The organism is uncultured Aquimarina sp. (genome assembly GCF_947496855.1).
Classification (GTDB): Bacteria; Bacteroidota; Bacteroidia; order Flavobacteriales; family Flavobacteriaceae; genus Aquimarina.
This window is the reverse complement of sequence record NZ_CANMED010000001.1, coordinates 787,983-806,757: the sequence shown is the minus strand read 5'-3', so window position 1 is coordinate 806,757 and position 18,775 is coordinate 787,983. Positions and strand designations below refer to the sequence as shown.

Sequence of the window (18,775 nt, the reverse complement as noted above, 5' to 3'; positions counted from 1 at the left end):
TTTGAATAGTAAATTAAAAATACTGAGCTAATAATTTAGCTTGTATATTTATAAGGATACGTCACTAATAATATTTCTATTCATCCAGCGAAAATAAGTCTATGTGAACAGTTTTATGATCTTTAAGAAATCTATTAGTAATTAAAAGTAAGTGACATTTTATTTGAAAGTAAAAACCCATCATAAAACGATTATAATGGGTTCTTTACTTATTATTAAATATGAATCTTAGAATTTATATACCAATCCAAGATTGACATCATCAAGATTTAACCCAATACGAAATGAATTCGTAGAGTCTGTAGCTCCATCATCTTTTGAAGTAGAGTATCCTAGTGCTCCCCAAAAAGCTTCAAGCGCAAAATGATCACTTAAGAAATAACTTACTCCAGGTCCTACATTGATGTCAAATCCGTCAGTTGTTGAATCAATTGTTGCTAGTTCTGTTTTAGCAGAAAAATAGTTCGCCCCAAATTCGCCAAAAATGGAAAACTTATTAGATGGTGTAAAATAATATCTACCAAATGCACCACCTGTAAATATGTTTGATTTTACATCAGCAGCAAGCGGTGCTTCTCGTTTTTGAGTAGTATAACCTATTCTAGCGCCTACCACAATATTATCTGATACGAAGAAACCTACTCTAGGAGTAATCTCAAAAGAGTTAGACTTGGCGTCACCAGTAGAAGTAGAGTTATACCCAAAAGATCCAGATACAAAAATATCTCCTTTAGCGAACCCTCCATCTTGTGCATTGGCAAAAGCTAAGCTAAGTACTGCTACCGTAGTTAAAATTAATTTTTTCATAATGTTTGTTTATTTGTTTATACCTTCATTAGTTACATTAATTGTGATTTTGTTACTCAAATTTTCTGTATTTTTCCCCTAGTATAGTCTAAGACTCTTAATGTCAGTAATCAATAAAATGTAAAATGTTGATTATTTTTTTATAATCCTTTTTTGATCACCATTTGCGCGTTTCTTTTGAGTTTTAGATAGTAGTTTTTTTATTTACTTATATATGGTTATAAAAAATAAAGCTACTTTTGGATATCAACTTATTTTTAATAATATGAATAGAAATAATTTAATATTACTACTAATTATCTTTGGTTTTATTTCTGGTAATGCTCAGAAAATCTCAGATGAAGATCCCTTATATGCAAGAGCAGGATTTAAAGGAGGTATTAATTATAACAGTATTTTAGGTGATGCAGATGGAACAGAAGCTAGAGTACGTATACATTTAGGTGTTGTGGTAGAATATCCTATTTCCAGTAAATTTTTTATACAAGGAGAATTATTGTATTCGGCACAAGGATATAAAGTAGATGTTGGTAGTCAGGAACAGAAAGTTAGCTTAAACTATTTTTCGTTACCAATTATAACGAAGACATATGTTACTGAACGTATTAGTCTAGAAACAGGACCGCAATTTGCATTATTGACTAATGTAGGAAATGATGATGTAGCTGATAATGATCCATTTTTTGATTCTTTTAATAATTTTGATGTTAGCTGGGCTTTTGGAGCAGGGTATAAGTTAGAAAGTGGTTTGTTTTTTCAGTTGAGATATAATTTGGGTTTAACCAATATTAACGACACAAGTGTGATTGACGTAACGAATAGAAATTCTGTTGCTCAATTATCAATAGGATATTTGTTTAAGACAAAAAATAATCGAAGAATCTTACGAGAACAATAAATGAAACTTTTAATATTAAACGGACCAAATCTTAACCTTTTAGGTAAAAGAGAGCCTAGTGTATATGGTAATCAATCTTTTGAAGATTTTTTTTCAGAATTACAAATGAAATTTAGGAATGTAGAGCTTGGATATTTTCAATCTAATATCGAAGGCGAATTGATAACTAAAATTCAGGAAGCTGATGATACTTATGATGGTGTTATTTTAAATGCAGGAGCTTATACTCATACTTCTATTGGTATTGGTGATGCGATCAAAGCAGTGACTGTTCCTGTCACCGAAGTACATATTTCTAATACATTTAGTAGAGAAGAGTTTAGACATCAATCTTATATTTCTCCAAATGCTAAGGGAGTTATTCTTGGTTTCGGTTTGCAGAGCTATGTGTTAGCGATTCAAAGTTTTTTATAATGCATAAAACCTATTTTAATTGGAGTAGTGGTAAGGATTCTTCTTTGGCATTATATCATATAATGCAACAAGAAGAATTTAAAATCTCTACTTTGTTAACTACTGTTAATAAGGATTATGAGCGTGTTTCTATGCACGGACTACGAGAATCTCTCTTAGATGCCCAAGTAAAAAGCTTAGGTCTTCCGATACATAAAATAAAACTTCCGGCAGATGTTTCTATGGCTTCTTATAACGAAGCCATGAAAAATAATGTAAAATATTTAAAAGATCAAGGAAATACTCATTGTGTGTTTGGAGATATTTTTTTAGAAGATCTTAGGAAATTTAGGGAAGATCAGTTGAAAAGTATTGAAATACAAGGTGTGTTTCCACTTTGGAAACGTAATACTAAAGAATTATTATTAGAATTTATTGATTTAGGATTTAAAGCGATTACTGTATGTGTAAATGCTAAATATCTTGATGAATCATTTTGTGGTAGGATTTTGGATGAGTCTTTTTTAGAAGATTTACCTGACAATGTTGATCCTTGCGGCGAGCACGGAGAATTTCATACATTCGTCTTCGATGGTCCAATATTTAGAAATTCTATTAATTTTGAAATAGGAGAGAAGGTACTCCGCGGTTATACGCCTTCAGATGATGATAATTGCTTTACTGATGACAACGACCAAACTTGGGACACTTCGTTTTGGTATTGTGATTTAATTCCAAACTAATTTTGATGTAGTGTTTTTTTGAATATAATTAGGTGTTTTTCCCCTTTTTTATGGAAGTTTTTTTATATACTTTTAACTATTCACACAGTTTATTCTAAAATATACTCTTATGATAGAACCTATTATCTTATCCAAAACGGATTCTACTCTGGCTAATACTATATTTAATAATTTGTTAGCAAACGAACCAGTTACACTTATATTAGTAATAGGTGATAATACTCAATCAAATGGAGCTGTACTAAAAATAACTTCTTCTATTAATTCCGATGATCATTTTTATAACGGAATACGAGTTGTACAGGCTCCGAATACTAGTTTTATTATAGATACATTAAAAAGATTACACGTTAGTCCTAGACTAGATGATATAGATTGGGATTCTATTGATTCTTATATACTTTTATCGATTTCTAATGATCATAATAATATAGGTAATGTCGTATTAGCTTCTAAATATGATAATCGATCAACCTATTATATAGAAAAATCAATTATGTTGGCAATGGCTTATGACCAAAACTTAAATTCATAATAATATGAGTGTTTTAAAAAATCTCCTTATCTTTTGTATGCTTGCTTGTTGCTATTTTTTAAGCATTAATACAGTTTATGCGCAGGATAAAAGCGAAAATGATGATCAAAAATTAGTGTTTTCTATTTTAGAAAAAGATAGAGATGCTCGATATCAGGATAAAGATTCCTCTTATGTTAATAATCGAATTGTAGATATCAATAGTGTTTTACAAATAGATTTAGATTTAGGAATTATTACATCAAAAATAGAAAGTAATACTACTGGTTTACCTGATAGTATTGGTGAAAAGATAAGTAAGCTTACAAAGGCTTTAAAAGAACGTAAAAAAGTCTTGAAAGCATTTGATAGTCTATTGAAAGGGTATGATTATGATGCATTCAAAAAAGATGCGAAGAAAAATTCAGAATGGGCTGCAGCTATGCAAAGATCGGCGATTTCTGTAGTTGACCTTTGGGATGTAAGTAGTTTTATAGAATTTGGAGACCCAAATGACAAGAATGTAAGTGCCAGACCTGGTCCAACTTATCAAAGAGCACAGATAGAACTAGAGCGCATGAGTAAGGAGGTAGAGGATTTTGCTGTTAAACAAGGAATCTATATTCAATTTGGAGCCTGGTTGTATAGGAAAAACAACCAAAATACTCCTTTACATATTCCAGGTTTTGATTCTATAAAACCGCAAACACCTTATGAGGTGGATAGATGGAGAGTAATCCCAACAAAAGATCAATTGGCTCAATTACAGGAAGCAAGTGCCTTAGCAAAAGAAAATAAGGATAAAGGGTTGTCAGTTCTTAAGGAGACTATTGATATTCAAGTAGAACAATTAGAAGAAGTACTTACAGGGCAGTTTAACTCACTCGTAGACTCATTGAATCAACAAGTACAACAAATAGTTGATGATAGAATTGAACCGATCAATACAGAGATAGAATCTTTCAAAGAAAATCTTGAAGGTTTTAAAAATGAGGTGAAACAACGTATTTCATATTATAAGGATTTGAATATAGACTCTCAACTTTCTATAGTTCAGGTGTTAGCCCAGATAGAAAGTGATGTTGATTTCATTAAAAATCAAGGACAGGCATTACTTAATCAAGCAACTAAATTGTACGATACTATTGAAAAACTAATCGATAGCACAGTTAACAATATCGATACTTTAGAGGAATTTGCAAATAGCATTAAAAACCAATTAAAAACTTGGCTAGATACTACATTAGAAAAAGCTAACATTACTAAAATAAAAGAACTTTTACAGGGAACTCCGGTAGATTTTGGGCTATTAAAATTTAGTGATAAAGTTTTTAGATTATCATTAAAAGATTTACCGAAACAAGCAGATTTGGATTTATATACTGCAGGAATTCGAAAAAGTGGAGACAGGATTGCATTTAAGTTTGAAGTTGCTTCTAAAGAAAAAACTATTTACACGGAAAATAGAGAAGTGTATATGTTTAGAATTTTGCCTCATATAGAAAGTACTGTTGGTGTAATTTTTGCTGATCCTCTGGCTAGGACAAATGTAAAAACACAATTTCAGATGGCTCCTTATTATAATTTGATTCTAAAGGGGTTATGGGATCAAAAAATAAGAAGAAAAAGTGTAGCGTATAATAGAATCTTTGATTGGGGTATAGGACTTCATATTTCTGCTCCTGATTTTGATGGCGATGATGTTCCTGAGTTAGGTGCGGGATTAGTAATATCCATACTACATGATTATGTGCAAACAGGAGCAGCCATTAATGTATTTACAGGTGATCCATATTGGTACTTCGGATTAAGATTACCAGTACCATCTTTTAATATAGGTTCGATCCCAACAAGTTCGAATTAAACCATACAATTTTTAGTTTTAAATACTTAGTACTATTAGTATTTACATACTATATGAGTACTCTTGATACGTAATCATGTACCAGAACAATTAATTAACAAAATGAAAAGATAACAATATTGGTGATTTAGATACTAATCTAGAAGAAATCTTTAATTATATCAGTAATGTGAAAAAAATTAATGTAACTATTTTACTTCTTTTGGTTTCTTTTATCAGTTATGAGCAGAGAAACAATATCAAATATGGAATAAAAGCTGGAGGTAATATAGCAACTATTGCGGGAAGGGAAATATTCGATGAAAATAATCCAAGATTCAGCTTTCATATTGTAGGATTATTAGAAATTCAATTGAGTGAAAAATTCTCATTGCAACCAGAATTGTTATATTCACAACAAGGATCGAGATTTGTGCAAACAATAGAATTTAGATCTGGTCCTAATGATGAACCGATGTTATTCGACATTGATTTTGATTTTAACCTAAATTATATACAATTCCTATAATATTTAAATATAGGCAATCAGAACATTTTAGTTTTAATTTTGGACTTCAAGTTGCCTATCTCATTACTGCAAAAGAAAAAAGTAGTTTTTCAGAAGAATTGGAAGGAGGGCAGGAAATAGAGAATGATATCAAAGATGGTTATAAAAATATTGATATAAGTGTAAAATAGGAGTAGCGTATAATTTTGAGACGGGAATTTTCTTAGAAGCATCCTAAGGATTAAGTGTTTTTAAAATTAATAATTTTTTGAAACTCCCTTAGAAGATAATGCTCAAAGAAATAGCGTTTTTCAGCTGTCTACCGGATATAAATTTTAAATAAAAGAGCCTTGTTTACAAAAAACAAGGCTCTTTTATCAAATTATTTAATACTTATTTTCTGTTTTATAAATGAATCACTTCATCATAAGCATCAGCTACAGCTTCCATAACCGCTTCACTCATGGTAGGGTGAGGGTGTATAGTTTTTAGTACTTCGTGACCAGTGGTTTCTAACTTTCTTCCTAAGACTGCTTCTGCGATCATATCAGTAACACCAGCTCCTATCATATGGCATCCTAACCATTCACCGTATTTAGCATCAAAAATTACTTTAACAAAACCATCTTTGGTACCAGCTGCACTTGCTTTACCAGAGGCTGAGAATGGGAATTTACCAACTTTAAGCTCATAACCGGCTTCTTTAGCTTGTTTTTCTGTCATCCCGACACTTGCGATTTCTGGAGAAGCATAGGTACATCCAGGAATATTACCATAATCGATCGCTTCTACGTGCATATCGGCTATTTTTTCTACACAAGTAATACCTTCTGCAGAAGCAACATGTGCTAATGCGGGACCAGATACAACATCACCAATGGCATAAACACCAGGAATATTAGTTTGATACCAATCATTTACCACGATCTTGTCTCTATCTGTAGCAATTCCTAATTCTTCTAATCCTATATTCTCTATATTCGTTTTAATTCCTACTGCGGATAATACAATATCAGCCTCAAGAATTTCTTCTCCTTTTTTAGTTTTAACAGTAGCTTTTACACCATCACCACTAGTATCTACACTTTCTACAGAAGAATTAGTCATTACTTTAATTCCAGCTTTTTTGAAACTTCTTTCAAATTGCTTAGAAACTTCTTCATCTTCTAGTGGTACTAGGTTAGGAAGGAACTCTACGATGGTTACTTCTGTTCCCATTGCATTATAAAAATGTGCAAACTCTACCCCAATTGCTCCAGAACCTACTACAATCATTTTCTTAGGTTGAGAGTTCAAAGTCATTGCTTCTCTATACCCGATTACTTTTTTACCATCTTGGGGTAAGTTTGGTAATTCTCTTGATCTTGCTCCGGTAGCAACAATGATATGTTTTCCTTCATAATCAGAAGCCTTTCCGTCCTTATCAGTAACAGTTACTTTACTACCAGATTTTAGTTTACCAAAACCTTCGATTACGTCAATTTTATTCTTTTTCATTAAGAATTGAACACCTTTGCTCATTCCTTCTGCAACGCCACGACTACGTTTTACTACTGCATCAAAATCTTTGTCAAATTTCTCCACTGTTAAGCCATAATCCGAAGCGTGTTTAAGATAGTCAAATACCTGAGCACTTTTTAACAATGCTTTTGTTGGTATACACCCCCAATTTAAACATACACCTCCAAGGCTTTCTTTTTCAATAATAGCAGTTTTAAACCCCAATTGAGAAGCTCTAATAGCAGTAACATAACCACCAGGTCCACTTCCTAATACGATAATATCATATGCGCTCATAAATGTGAATTTTTTGAAGACACGAATTTACGGATAATTAGGTTAACCAAAAAAGGTTTTAACCATTCCGTTTTTGTAATTATTTACATAAAAAAAACACTATCATATTGATAGTGTTAATTTTTTAAAAATATTAGCTTTTGTTAACATCTAAGATGTAGCTTTCATATTTAATCTAATGAAATTTTAACGATGTCATTTGCATTTAGTTTTAATGAAGATAGAACGTTTTCCATAGTATAAAGATCTATATTCTTATTTTGTGCAAAAGCGCCTGGTACAATTACGATCCTGAAGATTTGATTTTGTGTAAAAGACGTATCTAATGTTGTGAAATTATCTGATTCTAAAATGATTTCGAGATCAAATATACCACTCGGGTCGTCAAAAATAAAGTTATATCTGAATTGCGCAAAACCTCCATCAGTAAATAAAAATGTTCTTGGAAGCGGTTCCCATACTTCAACTCCATTATTAGCTGCTGTTGCAATTGGATCTACTACAAACACCAATGCTACATCAGATTCAAATACTTCAATTTGATTGGGGATAGTCACACCTATTGATGCGCTTATACCATCCGTAGAAGCAAAATCTACATTGTCTATTTCAAATACACTGGCAACATCTCCAGCCGGTCCTTCTGGTCCAGGTAAACCATCAAATCCTGGAGGTCCCTGATCTCCTTCACAAGCTGTAAATAGTATTGATGATAAAAATAAAAGTGTGAAAATCTTTTTCATAATGTGTAATTATTTGTTGTTTTGATATTGAATATGTTTATCAATAAGTGTTCCAAAGTATAAATTTTATTTTTTTTATGATTTATTAAAGTCGATACTTATTGAATTAACACAATAACGTTGCCCTGTTTCTGTAGGCCCATCATCAAAAATATGCCCTAAGTGGCTACCACAATTAGCACATAAAATTTCTGTTCTTATCATGCCATGAGTCGTATCTTTTATATACTCTACACTGCCTTCAATAGATTCATCAAAACTTGGCCATCCACATCCAGAGTCAAATTTGGATGTACTTTCAAATAAATGAGCATGACAACCCATACACTTATAGGTTCCATTTTCTGAGTGAATATTGTATTCTCCAGTAAAAGGACGTTCTGTTCCTTTTTGTCTCAATACTCTATATTGCTCTTCAGAGAGTTCTTTTCTCCATTCATTTTCTGTTTTATCAAAAGGGTATTTATTCATTATTTGGTTTGTTTTGGCTCGAAAATTAAAGCATCTCCATTAATACAATGTCTTTTTCCAGTAGTTTCTCTTGGGCCATCATTAAATACGTGTCCTAAATGCCCACCACAAGTTTCGCATACAAGCTCAGTTCTGGCATAGCCTAACTTATAATCCGTATCAATAGACACATTTCCTTTTACAGCTCTATCAAAACTTGGCCAACCTGTACCACTATCAAATTTATGTTCACTCTCATATAAAGGAGTGTTACATCCGGCACAATGAAAAGTTCCATTCGCATAAATTTTATTTAATGGACTGGAGAAAGGTCTTTCGGTACCAGCTTGTCTAAGGATGTAATATTGATCATTAGTTAGGATTTCTTTCCATTCTTTATTCGTTTTAGAAATAGCATATTCTTTCTGCTCTTTTTTGGTTTCTTTTTGGGCATTACCAGTACAACTTATCGTTAAAATGCTGATGAATAGTATTAAAATCTTTTTCATTTTATTCAAATTATAGTTTTATATATATATAGTCGTATATCAATGCCGTCCATAACACAAGAATTTCTATTCTGTAATAAAGTCAATTATTTTATCGATCACTTTCTGATTTCCAAGAATTTTTCTATGTCCTAATTTCTCAGTTAATAGTAGTTTCCCTTTGATTAATTTTTTAATAATCTCTAAAGCCTCTGTATATTGTACATCTACATCATTTTTATCATGAACAACTAATGTTGGAATTTTTACAGCTTCTGCAGAGATTCCACCAGAATAATTGTCAAGATCTTCTCCATAACGTTCATCGAGGTACTGTTTCATTAATCTACCAGTTTTCTGGCTTAACTGTAAGTTTCTAACAAATTCTTTAGTTATTTTAGTCACACTATTTGCCGTACCTATTATTACCAATTTTTCAATCATTAAACCAAATTTGGTAGCCCGTAATAAAGACATTCCTCCTAATGAATGCCCAATAGCACTATAAAATGGACCATGTGTTTTTTCTAACTGATGTATGGTCTCAATAAAATGTGGCATATTACTTCTTTTTCCGGGAGCTTCTCCATGTGCAGGAGCATCAAAACTTACTGTACTAAAACCTTTATACAATAATTGATCTGCAACCTTAGAAAGCTGAGTACCACTACCTGACCATCCGTGTACTAACAAAATCTTTTTATTCGAGTTTCCGTAATTATAAACAATTACTTCTCGATTTATCTTTTTTATTTTTACTTTTTCTTTCCGACTTTCTATTGCCATAGTCTTTTCTCGATCAGGCCTTTTGTACTTAAACGGAGTTAAGAATAAACGTGCCCCAAATCTAGAAGCTAAAAAAGGTGAAATCCAATTTAATACTTTACCTGTATATAAAATTGGTTTAGGTATAAGTAATGCTTGAACGGGTATTAGATCTTTATCAATCTTAGTCATTAATTAATGAATCAATTTTTATTTAAAATTAAAAGAACCAAAATGGTTGTAAGGAATATTATGAATAATTAACACTTTAGAAGAGGTTTGATGAATTAAAACGAAATATATTCTACTAATTCTTTTATATAAGTTTATAAAGTGCTTAATTTTGTTATCTTATTTTTTAATCTAAAAGCAAATGCGGGTGAAACCCACTGAAATAGAAAAAAAGGAACAGAAAGTACTTTATAATTATCAGGCTAGAGATATTGATAAGATCTTTGGACGTTTGCAAGAGTTTCCGAAAAGCTATAATTTACTCTATCAACTGCCTACTGGTGGAGGTAAAACGGTGATTTTTTCAGAAATTGTAAGAAGATACATAGAAACTACGAAGAAGAAAGTCGTAGTCCTAACACATCGTATTGAACTTTGTGATCAAACTTCTAAAATGCTTACTGAGTTTAATGTTAAAAATAAGATCATTAATAGTAATGTAAAAAAGCTTGAAGATCAGCATGAATATATGTGTTTTGTGGCTATGGTGGAGACACTTAATAATAGACTTAATGATGATCAATTAGAGATTGATAATGTAGGAATGGTGATTATTGATGAGGCACATTATAACTCTTTCCGAAAGCTTTTTCGTTTTTTTAATACTTGCTTTATTCTTGGAGTTACTGCCACCCCTCTTAGTTCTAATATGAAGCTCCCAATGAAAGACAACTACCGGGAGTTGATTGTGGGAGATACTATTAACTCTCTTATTGGAAAAGGATTTTTAGCTAAACCGATAACTTATACATATGATGTAGGTCTTGGTTCTCTTAAAATTGGTATGAATGGCGATTATACCGTAAAATCTTCCGAAGACCTGTATACAAATGCGCTGATGCAGGACAAGTTGCTAAAAGCTTATGAAGAAAGATCAAAGGGACAAAAGACATTAATTTTTAATAATGGTATAAATACATCTATTCAAGTATATGATGTTTTTAATAGAGCAGGATATCCGATAAGACACTTAGATAACACCAATGGTAAACAGGAACGATCAGATATACTAAAATGGTTTAAGCATACGGATAATGCAATTCTTACTTCAGTGAGTATTTTGACCACTGGTTTTGACGAACCTACGGTAGAAACAGTAATTCTTAACCGAGCTACGAAATCCTTAACACTTTATTTCCAGATGATTGGTAGAGGATCCAGAATACTTCCAAAAAAACCTGAGTTTTCTATTATCGATATGGGAAATAATACAGCTCGTTTTGGACTTTGGAATGGAGAAATGGATTGGCAGTCTATCTTTAGATCTCCTGATTTTTATTACGAGAGCTTAGTTAGTGATGATGATATAGAACGTAAGTTTAAATACGTAATGCCGGAAGAAGTCAGAAAACAATTTGGTAACTCTACTGAAATAGATTTTGATATCGAAGCAGAATATGCCAATACCAAAAAATATGGTTTACGTAGTAAAAGTGTTTTAGAAAAATCTATTGAACAACATGCTAGGATGTGTGTAGAAAATAGTGAAGATGTTTTTGATGCACGAATTCTTAGTAAATTATTAGATCAAGATATTGAATATAGAGTTCGTCGATATTCTTACTGCATTAGCAAAAGCACCAAAAATTATAGAGATTGGTTACAAGAGGACTATGGTCGAAAATTACGTTCCAAAATTAATCAAATGTTCGTATAATTATTTTATACTTTCACAATTAGTTTACCTAGGCTTTTTCCAGAAAATAGCATATTGAAAGCTTCCGGCAATTGATTAAATCCTTAAACAATAGTTTCTTTATATTTGATCAAACCATCTTGCACCAAAGGAGTTATTTCTGAAAAGTAATTTATCAATTCTTTGGCTGTCATTACATTTTCTTTTAATGCATAATGACGTTTATCAACTAATTTTTCTGGCCTTTTGGTATAAATTCACTGTTTGTTGCGAAATTCGTTCACTTTTTTGAAATGTATATTTTTCGATTGATAGTTCGGTTGTTGATTAATTCTTTAAGGCAATTTCAACAGCATTTTCGGCATGAATTTTTGTTGTATCAAATATTGGGATATCTACATCGTCTTGTTTTATTAATAAAGGTATTTCGGTGCAACCAAGAATAATCCCTTCAGCTCCGTTGTTTTCTAAATCTTTTATAATTCGTTTATATGCTTCTCTCGAATTATTTTTAATATTGCCAAGAACCAATTCCTCATAAATAATCTTATGTATGAGCTCTCTATCATTAGCATCTGGAATTATAACATCAATCCCATATTTCGCAAGAATTGTTCTATAAAAATCCTTTTCCATGGTGAACTTAGTACCCAAAAGTGCAAGTTTTTGCAACCCTCTAGATTTAATTTTTTTACCTGCAGCATCGGCAATGTGTAGAAATGGAATCCTTATATTTTTAATTATTTCATCACTGCATAAGTGCATTGTATTCGTACAAAGAATTATTAAATCTGCTCCAGCATTTTCTAATTGTTTTGCGGATTTGATCATGTGTTCAGTTAAACTATTCCAATCATCTTTTCTTTGTAAACTTTCAATTTCTGCAAAATCTACAGAAACCATGATAGATTTTGCAGAATGAAAACCGCCTAGTTGTTCTTTTATTATTTTGTTTATTAGTTCATAATAAACAGCAGAGGATTCCCAACTCATACCTCCAATTAATCCAATAGTTTTCATAAATCACTTTTTTTTTAAATTTCTATCTCCCCAATTAAATAAGGAACTGAGTATCCACTAAGAAAAACACGATCTCCATCTAGTTTACAGTGAATTTCACCACCTCTTTTGGATAATTGATATGCTTTTAGTTCTGTTTTGCCAAGTTTTTTTGCCCAAAAAGGAACTAAGGCGGCATGAGCAGATCCTGTAACTGGATCTTCTAGAGAGATTTCAGGATTGGCATCGAATACTCTAGATACAAAATCCGAATTTTTACCTTCAGTAGTAATAATTGTACATAGATAGGGGAGCCCTTTTAGAAATTCTAATTTTGGTTCTTCTGCTAATACTTCTTCTTCAGAACCAACAGTAATGATAAGATCTCTTCCAGCAAAAGCTTTTAATGGTTTAGCTTGGAAAGCTTGAAACACTTCTTTTGGAATATCAACAGGTTTAGGAGGTCGCGAAGGGAAATCCAATGTAATTGACCCATTATCTTCTTTTTTAGCTTTTAGAATACCACTTTTAGAAGAAAATGTTACTTCATCAATAGTTTTATCAATATAATTAAAAATTACATAAGCAGAAGCTAAGGTTGCGTGACCACATAAATCAATTTCTGCATAAGGCATAAACCATCTAATTTCATATATGTCGTCTCTTTTTACAAAATAACCTGTCTCTGCAAGATTATTCTCTATAGCAATATTTAATAATGTTTCATCATCTAACCAATGAGGTAAATGACAAATAGCAGCCGGATTACCCCCAAAGAGTTTTTGTGTAAATGCATCGATCTGAAATATTGGAATTTTCATAAGTTAATATATTTTTAGAATTTGACCTGTGTTTTTATTGGTTAGTATGTACTCATATATTTTTGTAACATCTTCGATTTCTACGGGTAGATACCCTGCAAATTTTTGATCTTTAGGAAAATCACCTGCTATTGCTCCAGGAGCGACAGTATTAAGTCGAATACCACGAGTAAGTTCTTGGGAAGCCGCATTAACAAAACTATGAATGGCACCATTAACTAAAGAAAGAGCTACTGCATTAGGCTCATAATGCTCCGCAAGAATCCCTGTGGTTAACGTTATTGAACCATTTTCTTTTAGGTAGTCTTTAGCTATATGAACAAGGTTTACTTGTCCCATTAGTTTACTTTTAATTCCTAGGTAATAATCTTCTTCTTTAAGATCAGAAAGTGATTTCCACGAGGCAGTACCAGCAGCGTTAATAACTGCATCTAATTGAGGTAATTTCTCAAAAAGTGATTTTATAGAATCTTTATCTGTAATATCAATAGGGTAAGAGTTATTGTTTCTATGTGCTGCATAGACTTCGTGATTTTTTTTAAGAGAATTATAAATTTCTTTTCCAATGGTTCCTGTTGCTCCTATAACTAAAATCTTCATAATTATATATTTAGTTTTATAAATATGTATCTATAAATTTTTTATAGATTATCTTTTATTTCGGTAATATATTCTTGAATAATTTCTTCATTTCTTTTAAAATATGTCCACTTTCCATGTCTAGTGGGTGTAAGTAAACCAGCTTTGTTCATAGTAGCTAGATAATGAGAAATAGTAGGCTGCGACAAGCCTGACTTATCCTGAATTAACTGGCCACAAACCCCAAAATCGAAATGTCCTAATTCTGCGTGTGGCGGAAAATTAGAATTTGGATCTTTTAACCACTTTAGTATATCCAATCTGGTAGAATTAGCTAAAGCTTTTTTTATTTCTAATACTTTTTCCTTATTCACAGGTCAAATATACATATTTAATTTTATAAATATGTTTGGTTAACATAATTTTGTTCAAAGTATTTTGCAAAGTATAAATTATGTCATGTGTGTTTTATTAAGACATTGGTATATCTATTAAGGTTTTTCAGAACGATTTCACTTCCTTTGACAACAACTTCCAATGGATTTTCTCCTTTGTATACTGGTAACTCTGTGGTTCTAGAGAATCTTTTATCAAGACCTCTTAACATAGATCCACCTCCTGTTAAAAAAATACCAGTATTGTAAATATCTGCAGAAATCTCAGGAGGAATATCGGATAAAGTATCTAGTACTGCATTTTCTATCTGTGTAATAGATTTATCAATGCTTTTCGCAACTTCTTTATGAGTGATATAGACTTGTTTTGGCTTACCTGTCAGCATATCTCTACCTTGTACAGGTATTTTTTCTGGTGGTGATTCTAAAATATCTACTGCAGAACCTATCTTGATTTTAATATCTTCAGCAGTACCTTCTCCAATATGTAAACTATGATTTTCCCTTACATATTGAATGATATCATCGTTAAAAACATTTCCCGCTATTTTTACAGACTGACCAGATATAATTCCACCAAGTGTTATTACTGCAATTTCTGTGGTACCACCTCCAATATCTATAACCATATGACCTTTAGGTTGTAACACATCAATTCCGGCTCCAATGGCTGCAGCCATTGGTTCTGCAATTAAATATACTTTCTTTGCATTAAGACGTCTTGCAGAGTCCCTTACGGCCCTCATTTCAACCTTAGTAATTCCACATGGAATCGCTATGATCATTTTGTAAGATTTAATAAAAATAGCACTGCTTATGTCCGATAATCTTTTGATGAGAATTTTGAGCATCTTTTCAGATAAATCAAAATTAGCAATGACTCCATTTCTTAGTGGATAAAAGGTTTTAATATTCTTGTGGATTTTACCCCGCATAGAACTTGCCTCTTTTCCGACTGCAATTATTTTTCCGCTAATTCTGTTAACAGCAATAATCGAAGGAGCATCAATTGCTATTTTACCTTTGTGTGTTATTAGAGTGTTAGTTGTTCCTAAGTCTACTGCTATTTTATCAGTTAAAAAATCAAAAAAGCCCATAGTTGTTAGTTAAGTTAGATTGATTTGAGTTGTATAAATATATAATAGTTCGATCATATTCATACATTTGGGTTGCTAATCCATGATAACTCTTATATAGATATAATATTGTTGGTTGTTTTTTAAGTATCTGATAGTTAGTGTTTTGTTTGAATTTTTATTTAAAAATATGATTTAATAATAGGTAGAGCAAAACTGTTAATAAATTTTTATCCGGTATTATTTTTAAGTATGTCTTAGGTTTTATTTAATGCCTCGTAAAATTTTTATCACTTACTATCGTTTTCCAGATAGTTTCTTTTATTTTTGCTGCTAATGATGCGTAAATACATATTTCTGGTAATACTTTTTTTTACCGCTTTGACCTATTCACAAATAGGAGGGAGATATACCTATCAATTCTTGAATTTGGTTTCATCACCAAGACAGGCAGCACTAGGTGGTAAGTATGTTACTGGTTATAATTCGGATCCCACTTCTGCGATGCTTAATCCAGCGGCAATTAATATTGAAATGGATAATCAATTAGCTGTAAACTACGTGAATTATATTGCTGATGTTAACTACGGATCGGTGTCATATGCAAAAGCTTTTGGTGAAAAAAGACGAGTATTTCATGCCGGAATTACCTATATAAATTATGGTAAGTTTGATGGTTTTGATGAATTTGGAAATGAAACTGGAGATTTTGGAGCTGGTGAAGTAGCAATATCCTTGGGATATGGGTATGCCATACCTAATTCGAATTTTCATGTAGGTGCCAGTGGAAAATTTATTTCTTCTAAGTTAGAACAATATACATCTTTAGGAGGAGCATTAGATTTAGGATTGATATATCATAATCCTGATTCAAAATTTGATTTTGGATTGGCAGTTCGTAACCTAGGAACACAATTTACTACGTATGAAAATACAAGAGAAGATTTACCATTATCTGTGGATATGGGCTTTGCTCAAACATTAAAAAATGTACCTATTCGATGGAATTTGACTCTTGAAAATCTGCAGGTATGGGATGTTGCATTCCAAAATCCTGCGCGTGATATTACGGATTTAGAAGGAAATGTGGAACCAGATGATCCTAGTTTTTTTAATAATGCGTTACGGCACGTTGTAGTAGGACTGGAGTTTTTTCCAGAAAGTGGATTTAATATCCGGCTGGGATATAATTTCAGAAGATCAGAAGAATTAAGGATAGTGGATCAACGATCTTTTGCAGGACTTAGCGGCGGTTTTTCTTTAAAACTCGGAAAATTTAAATTTGCTTATTCCTATGCTCGTTATAATTCTGCAGCTTCTTCTAGTACTTTTGGTGTAAATGTAAATCTTTAATAGTGGACACAAAAATAATCATTGCAATAGATGGTCATTCTTCTACAGGTAAAAGTACTGTAGCAAGACAATTGGCAAAAGAATTAGGGTATATTTATGTGGATACTGGAGCTATGTATCGCGCAGTTACTTTATACGCGATGCGACATAAGTTTATCAATGAATCTGAAATTGATAGCAAAGCTTTGGAAAAGAGCCTTCCTTTAATTAATATTAGGTTTGAAGTTAGTTCTAAAACAGGACTTGCAGAAGTAATGCTTAATGATGAAAATGTTGAAAAAGAAATAAGAACATTAAAAGTTTCTAGACAAGTAAGCCCTATTGCTGCTATATCAATGGTTAGAAAAAAGTTAGTAGAACAGCAGCAATTGATGGGTAAAGACAGAGGAATAGTAATGGATGGCAGAGATATTGGAACAGTTGTTTTTCCGAATGCAGAATTGAAATTATTTATGACAGCAACTGCAAAAGATAGGGCTGAACGAAGATATAATGAACTTTTAGAAAGAGGTGAAAATGTAACTTATGAAGATGTTCTGAAAAACGTAGTTAATAGAGATCATATCGATAGTACAAGAAAAGACTCTCCTCTTCGTAAAGCTGAAGATTCTGTAGTAATTGATAATTCTAATCTTACTCTTGTAGAACAATTTGATCAAATATTAACTATAGCAAACGGTGCAATTGCTAAAAAAGCTAATTAACACTGATCAAAATAGTAAAAATTGTCTTTAAATTTACTCTGAGTCTTTAGATTCTCTAAGTTCATAGAATGTCATTTTTCCTTTTATCCATTCTATAAGTTCTTTTTTTTCGTCCGCTTCCTTAACCAATAGTACTCGATTGAGAATAAGTGTTTTGTTTTTGATAATATATCTTAAGGGGATAGACGTATCAGTTACAGCATATAAAGGCGTTTCTTTAAGAATCTTATATTCCTTACCGTTGTTCATTACCACAACTTTTTTGGATTCAAAAATAATTTTCGTTTTGGATAAAGCTTGCCCATAACCAAATATTGTGAACATTAAGAAGAATGAAAATAAAATTGATTTCATAATTATTTACAAATTTTTGACGGGACGTTTATTACGGTAAAACCTCAAAGTTAAGCATTTTATTGTTTTTGACCAGTATTTTTTAACAAACACCTATGTTTTATTCTTTTGGTATCATGATGATTACAATTTTCAATGAATATTTAGCGAAAAAAAGGCCTTCCAATAATTTTTGGAAAGCCTCTGTATATAAAATATGTACTAAAATGTATCTTATAGATTAGGAATAATTAATTCTTGATCAGGATGAATAACATCAGGGTTTTTAAGAATATGAGTGTTTGCAGCAAAAATCTCTTTGTACTTCATAGGATCTTTAAAGTAATGCTTTGCTATTTTACTTAAAGATTCTCCACTTTTTACTGTATGTCTGTGATATATAGAGTTATCTGCTACATCAATATCCGCTACAATATCCGCTGGAGCTTCTCCTCCGATTTCTTTTATTTTATCCCAAAGCTGATTTTTTTCATATTGAGTATTTGCAGTTCCTTTTACTTTAAGGACTCCATTATCTTCAGAAACGTCTCCATTTTGGATATTTAATTCTTGTCCTAGATCCAAAACATCTTGATATTTTGCTTTAACCATAACTAAGTTGATTTTTTAAATTATTATTTAGATTTACTCAAATATAATAATTTATAAAGTTGATTTTATATTATTTTCTTATTAAAA

22 protein-coding genes are annotated in these 18,775 nt (G+C 31.6%); 9 read left to right on the top strand and 13 right to left on the bottom strand.

Annotated features, from left to right (window positions below; translation table 11 throughout):
• Positions 1–228 precede the first annotated feature (228 nt).
• Positions 229–807, bottom strand: coding sequence for an outer membrane beta-barrel protein (locus tag Q0921_RS03575; protein ID WP_299253382.1), 579 nt, complete (start codon positions 805–807; stop codon positions 229–231).
• 214 nt (positions 808–1,021) lie between these two features.
• Here Q0921_RS03575 and Q0921_RS03570 point away from each other — a divergent pair, with 214 nt between their 5' ends.
• The 6 genes from Q0921_RS03570 (at position 1,022) to Q0921_RS03545 (ending at position 5,727) form a co-directional block, all read left to right on the top strand.
• On the top strand, positions 1,022–1,705 hold the full coding sequence (locus Q0921_RS03570; protein WP_299253380.1) for a porin family protein: 684 nt from the start codon (positions 1,022–1,024) through the stop codon (positions 1,703–1,705).
• On the top strand, positions 1,706–2,119 hold the full coding sequence (gene aroQ, locus Q0921_RS03565) for a type II 3-dehydroquinate dehydratase (protein ID WP_299253378.1): 414 nt from the start codon (positions 1,706–1,708) through the stop codon (positions 2,117–2,119).
• Positions 2,119–2,841, top strand: a complete 723-nt coding sequence (locus Q0921_RS03560; RefSeq protein ID WP_299253376.1) for a diphthine--ammonia ligase — start codon at positions 2,119–2,121, stop codon at positions 2,839–2,841. Before aroQ ends, Q0921_RS03560 begins: the two co-directional genes overlap by 1 nt.
• 109 nt (positions 2,842–2,950) lie before the next feature.
• Positions 2,951–3,376, top strand: coding sequence for a hypothetical protein (locus tag Q0921_RS03555; RefSeq protein ID WP_299253374.1), 426 nt, complete (start codon positions 2,951–2,953; stop codon positions 3,374–3,376).
• A gap of 4 nt (positions 3,377–3,380) precedes the next feature.
• Entirely contained in the window at positions 3,381–5,219 is a 1,839-nt protein-coding gene (locus Q0921_RS03550; protein ID WP_299253372.1) for a hypothetical protein, read from the top strand.
• Positions 5,220–5,388: 169 nt separating this feature from the next.
• Positions 5,389–5,727 carry an outer membrane beta-barrel protein gene (locus Q0921_RS03545; RefSeq protein ID WP_299253370.1) on the top strand — a complete coding sequence of 113 codons (339 nt, stop codon included), beginning with the start codon at positions 5,389–5,391 and terminating at the stop codon, positions 5,725–5,727.
• Between the two features lie 384 nt (positions 5,728–6,111).
• On the opposite strand, the gene lpdA is transcribed toward Q0921_RS03545, so the two are convergent.
• The 5 genes from lpdA to Q0921_RS03520 all read right to left on the bottom strand — a co-directional run bounded on the left by lpdA (position 6,112) and on the right by Q0921_RS03520 (position 10,141).
• Entirely contained in the window at positions 6,112–7,503 is a 1,392-nt protein-coding gene (gene lpdA / locus Q0921_RS03540; RefSeq protein WP_299253368.1) for a dihydrolipoyl dehydrogenase, read from the bottom strand.
• A gap of 170 nt (positions 7,504–7,673) precedes the next feature.
• Entirely contained in the window at positions 7,674–8,246 is a 573-nt protein-coding gene (locus Q0921_RS03535; RefSeq protein WP_299253365.1) for a collagen-like protein, read from the bottom strand.
• Positions 8,247–8,321: 75 nt separating this feature from the next.
• Positions 8,322–8,717 (bottom strand): peptide-methionine (R)-S-oxide reductase MsrB, encoded by a 396-nt coding sequence (msrB, locus tag Q0921_RS03530; RefSeq protein ID WP_299253363.1) that lies wholly within the window; start codon positions 8,715–8,717, stop codon positions 8,322–8,324.
• Positions 8,717–9,205 carry a peptide-methionine (R)-S-oxide reductase MsrB gene (msrB, locus tag Q0921_RS03525; protein WP_299253361.1) on the bottom strand — a complete coding sequence of 163 codons (489 nt, stop codon included), beginning with the start codon at positions 9,203–9,205 and terminating at the stop codon, positions 8,717–8,719. The genes msrB (Q0921_RS03530) and msrB (Q0921_RS03525) overlap by 1 nt, the downstream gene beginning before the upstream one ends.
• Before the next feature lie 66 nt (positions 9,206–9,271).
• A complete protein-coding gene (locus Q0921_RS03520; RefSeq protein WP_299253358.1) occupies positions 9,272–10,141 on the bottom strand; it encodes an alpha/beta hydrolase in 870 nt (289 codons plus the stop codon).
• Positions 10,142–10,322: 181 nt separating this feature from the next.
• Between Q0921_RS03520 and Q0921_RS03515 the strand changes: the two genes are divergently transcribed.
• Positions 10,323–11,837, top strand: a complete 1,515-nt coding sequence (locus Q0921_RS03515) for a DEAD/DEAH box helicase family protein (RefSeq protein ID WP_299253356.1) — start codon at positions 10,323–10,325, stop codon at positions 11,835–11,837.
• Positions 11,838–12,143: 306 nt separating this feature from the next.
• Here the strand turns inward: Q0921_RS03515 and Q0921_RS03510 are convergent, their stop codons facing one another.
• From Q0921_RS03510 to Q0921_RS03490, 5 genes are all read right to left on the bottom strand, one after another.
• A complete protein-coding gene (locus Q0921_RS03510; RefSeq protein WP_299253354.1) occupies positions 12,144–12,836 on the bottom strand; it encodes an aspartate/glutamate racemase family protein in 693 nt (230 codons plus the stop codon).
• A 14-nt stretch (positions 12,837–12,850) separates the two neighbouring features.
• Positions 12,851–13,636, bottom strand: a complete 786-nt coding sequence (locus tag Q0921_RS03505; RefSeq protein WP_299253352.1) for a PhzF family phenazine biosynthesis protein — start codon at positions 13,634–13,636, stop codon at positions 12,851–12,853.
• A gap of 3 nt (positions 13,637–13,639) precedes the next feature.
• Entirely contained in the window at positions 13,640–14,236 is a 597-nt protein-coding gene (locus tag Q0921_RS03500; protein ID WP_299253350.1) for a short chain dehydrogenase, read from the bottom strand.
• 41 nt (positions 14,237–14,277) lie between these two features.
• Positions 14,278–14,589 (bottom strand): helix-turn-helix transcriptional regulator, encoded by a 312-nt coding sequence (locus tag Q0921_RS03495; RefSeq protein WP_299253347.1) that lies wholly within the window; start codon positions 14,587–14,589, stop codon positions 14,278–14,280.
• A gap of 83 nt (positions 14,590–14,672) precedes the next feature.
• Complete coding sequence (locus Q0921_RS03490; protein ID WP_299253345.1) at positions 14,673–15,707, bottom strand: rod shape-determining protein; 1,035 nt, start codon at positions 15,705–15,707, stop codon at positions 14,673–14,675.
• Positions 15,708–16,022: 315 nt separating this feature from the next.
• Between Q0921_RS03490 and porQ the strand changes: the two genes are divergently transcribed.
• Together porQ and cmk are read left to right on the top strand one after the other, a co-directional pair.
• Positions 16,023–17,039: a type IX secretion system protein PorQ gene (gene porQ / locus Q0921_RS03485; protein WP_299253343.1), complete on the top strand. Its 1,017-nt coding sequence runs from the start codon at positions 16,023–16,025 to the stop codon at positions 17,037–17,039.
• 2 nt (positions 17,040–17,041) lie between these two features.
• Positions 17,042–17,743, top strand: a complete 702-nt coding sequence (gene cmk, locus Q0921_RS03480; RefSeq protein WP_299253341.1) for a (d)CMP kinase — start codon at positions 17,042–17,044, stop codon at positions 17,741–17,743.
• Positions 17,744–17,776: 33 nt separating this feature from the next.
• Here the strand turns inward: cmk and Q0921_RS03475 are convergent, their stop codons facing one another.
• Both Q0921_RS03475 and Q0921_RS03470 read right to left on the bottom strand, forming a co-directional pair.
• The gene (locus Q0921_RS03475; protein ID WP_299253339.1) at positions 17,777–18,097 is read right to left on the bottom strand and encodes a hypothetical protein; all 321 of its coding nucleotides are present in this window, start codon (positions 18,095–18,097) and stop codon (positions 17,777–17,779) included.
• A gap of 213 nt (positions 18,098–18,310) precedes the next feature.
• Positions 18,311–18,688, bottom strand: a complete 378-nt coding sequence (locus Q0921_RS03470) for a LysM peptidoglycan-binding domain-containing protein (protein WP_299253336.1) — start codon at positions 18,686–18,688, stop codon at positions 18,311–18,313.
• Positions 18,689–18,775 lie beyond the last annotated feature (87 nt).

Coding starts and splice junctions, on each gene's coding strand:
- Q0921_RS03575 (WP_299253382.1), bottom strand. CDS start 807: ATGAAAAAATTAATTTTAACTACGGTAGCAGTACTTAGCTTAGCTTTT.
- Q0921_RS03570 (WP_299253380.1), top strand. CDS start 1,022: ATGGTTATAAAAAATAAAGCTACTTTTGGATATCAACTTATTTTTAAT.
- aroQ (WP_299253378.1), top strand. CDS start 1,706: ATGAAACTTTTAATATTAAACGGACCAAATCTTAACCTTTTAGGTAAA.
- Q0921_RS03560 (WP_299253376.1), top strand. CDS start 2,119: ATGCATAAAACCTATTTTAATTGGAGTAGTGGTAAGGATTCTTCTTTG.
- Q0921_RS03555 (WP_299253374.1), top strand. CDS start 2,951: ATGATAGAACCTATTATCTTATCCAAAACGGATTCTACTCTGGCTAAT.
- Q0921_RS03550 (WP_299253372.1), top strand. CDS start 3,381: ATGAGTGTTTTAAAAAATCTCCTTATCTTTTGTATGCTTGCTTGTTGC.
- lpdA (WP_299253368.1), bottom strand. CDS start 7,503: ATGAGCGCATATGATATTATCGTATTAGGAAGTGGACCTGGTGGTTAT.
- Q0921_RS03535 (WP_299253365.1), bottom strand. CDS start 8,246: ATGAAAAAGATTTTCACACTTTTATTTTTATCATCAATACTATTTACA.
- msrB (WP_299253363.1), bottom strand. CDS start 8,717: ATGAATAAATACCCTTTTGATAAAACAGAAAATGAATGGAGAAAAGAA.
- msrB (WP_299253361.1), bottom strand. CDS start 9,205: ATGAAAAAGATTTTAATACTATTCATCAGCATTTTAACGATAAGTTGT.
- Q0921_RS03520 (WP_299253358.1), bottom strand. CDS start 10,141: ATGACTAAGATTGATAAAGATCTAATACCCGTTCAAGCATTACTTATA.
- Q0921_RS03515 (WP_299253356.1), top strand. CDS start 10,323: ATGCGGGTGAAACCCACTGAAATAGAAAAAAAGGAACAGAAAGTACTT.
- Q0921_RS03510 (WP_299253354.1), bottom strand. CDS start 12,836: ATGAAAACTATTGGATTAATTGGAGGTATGAGTTGGGAATCCTCTGCT.
- Q0921_RS03505 (WP_299253352.1), bottom strand. CDS start 13,636: ATGAAAATTCCAATATTTCAGATCGATGCATTTACACAAAAACTCTTT.
- Q0921_RS03500 (WP_299253350.1), bottom strand. CDS start 14,236: ATGAAGATTTTAGTTATAGGAGCAACAGGAACCATTGGAAAAGAAATT.
- Q0921_RS03490 (WP_299253345.1), bottom strand. CDS start 15,707: ATGGGCTTTTTTGATTTTTTAACTGATAAAATAGCAGTAGACTTAGGA.
- porQ (WP_299253343.1), top strand. CDS start 16,023: ATGATGCGTAAATACATATTTCTGGTAATACTTTTTTTTACCGCTTTG.
- Q0921_RS03475 (WP_299253339.1), bottom strand. CDS start 18,097: ATGAAATCAATTTTATTTTCATTCTTCTTAATGTTCACAATATTTGGT.
- Q0921_RS03470 (WP_299253336.1), bottom strand. CDS start 18,688: ATGGTTAAAGCAAAATATCAAGATGTTTTGGATCTAGGACAAGAATTA.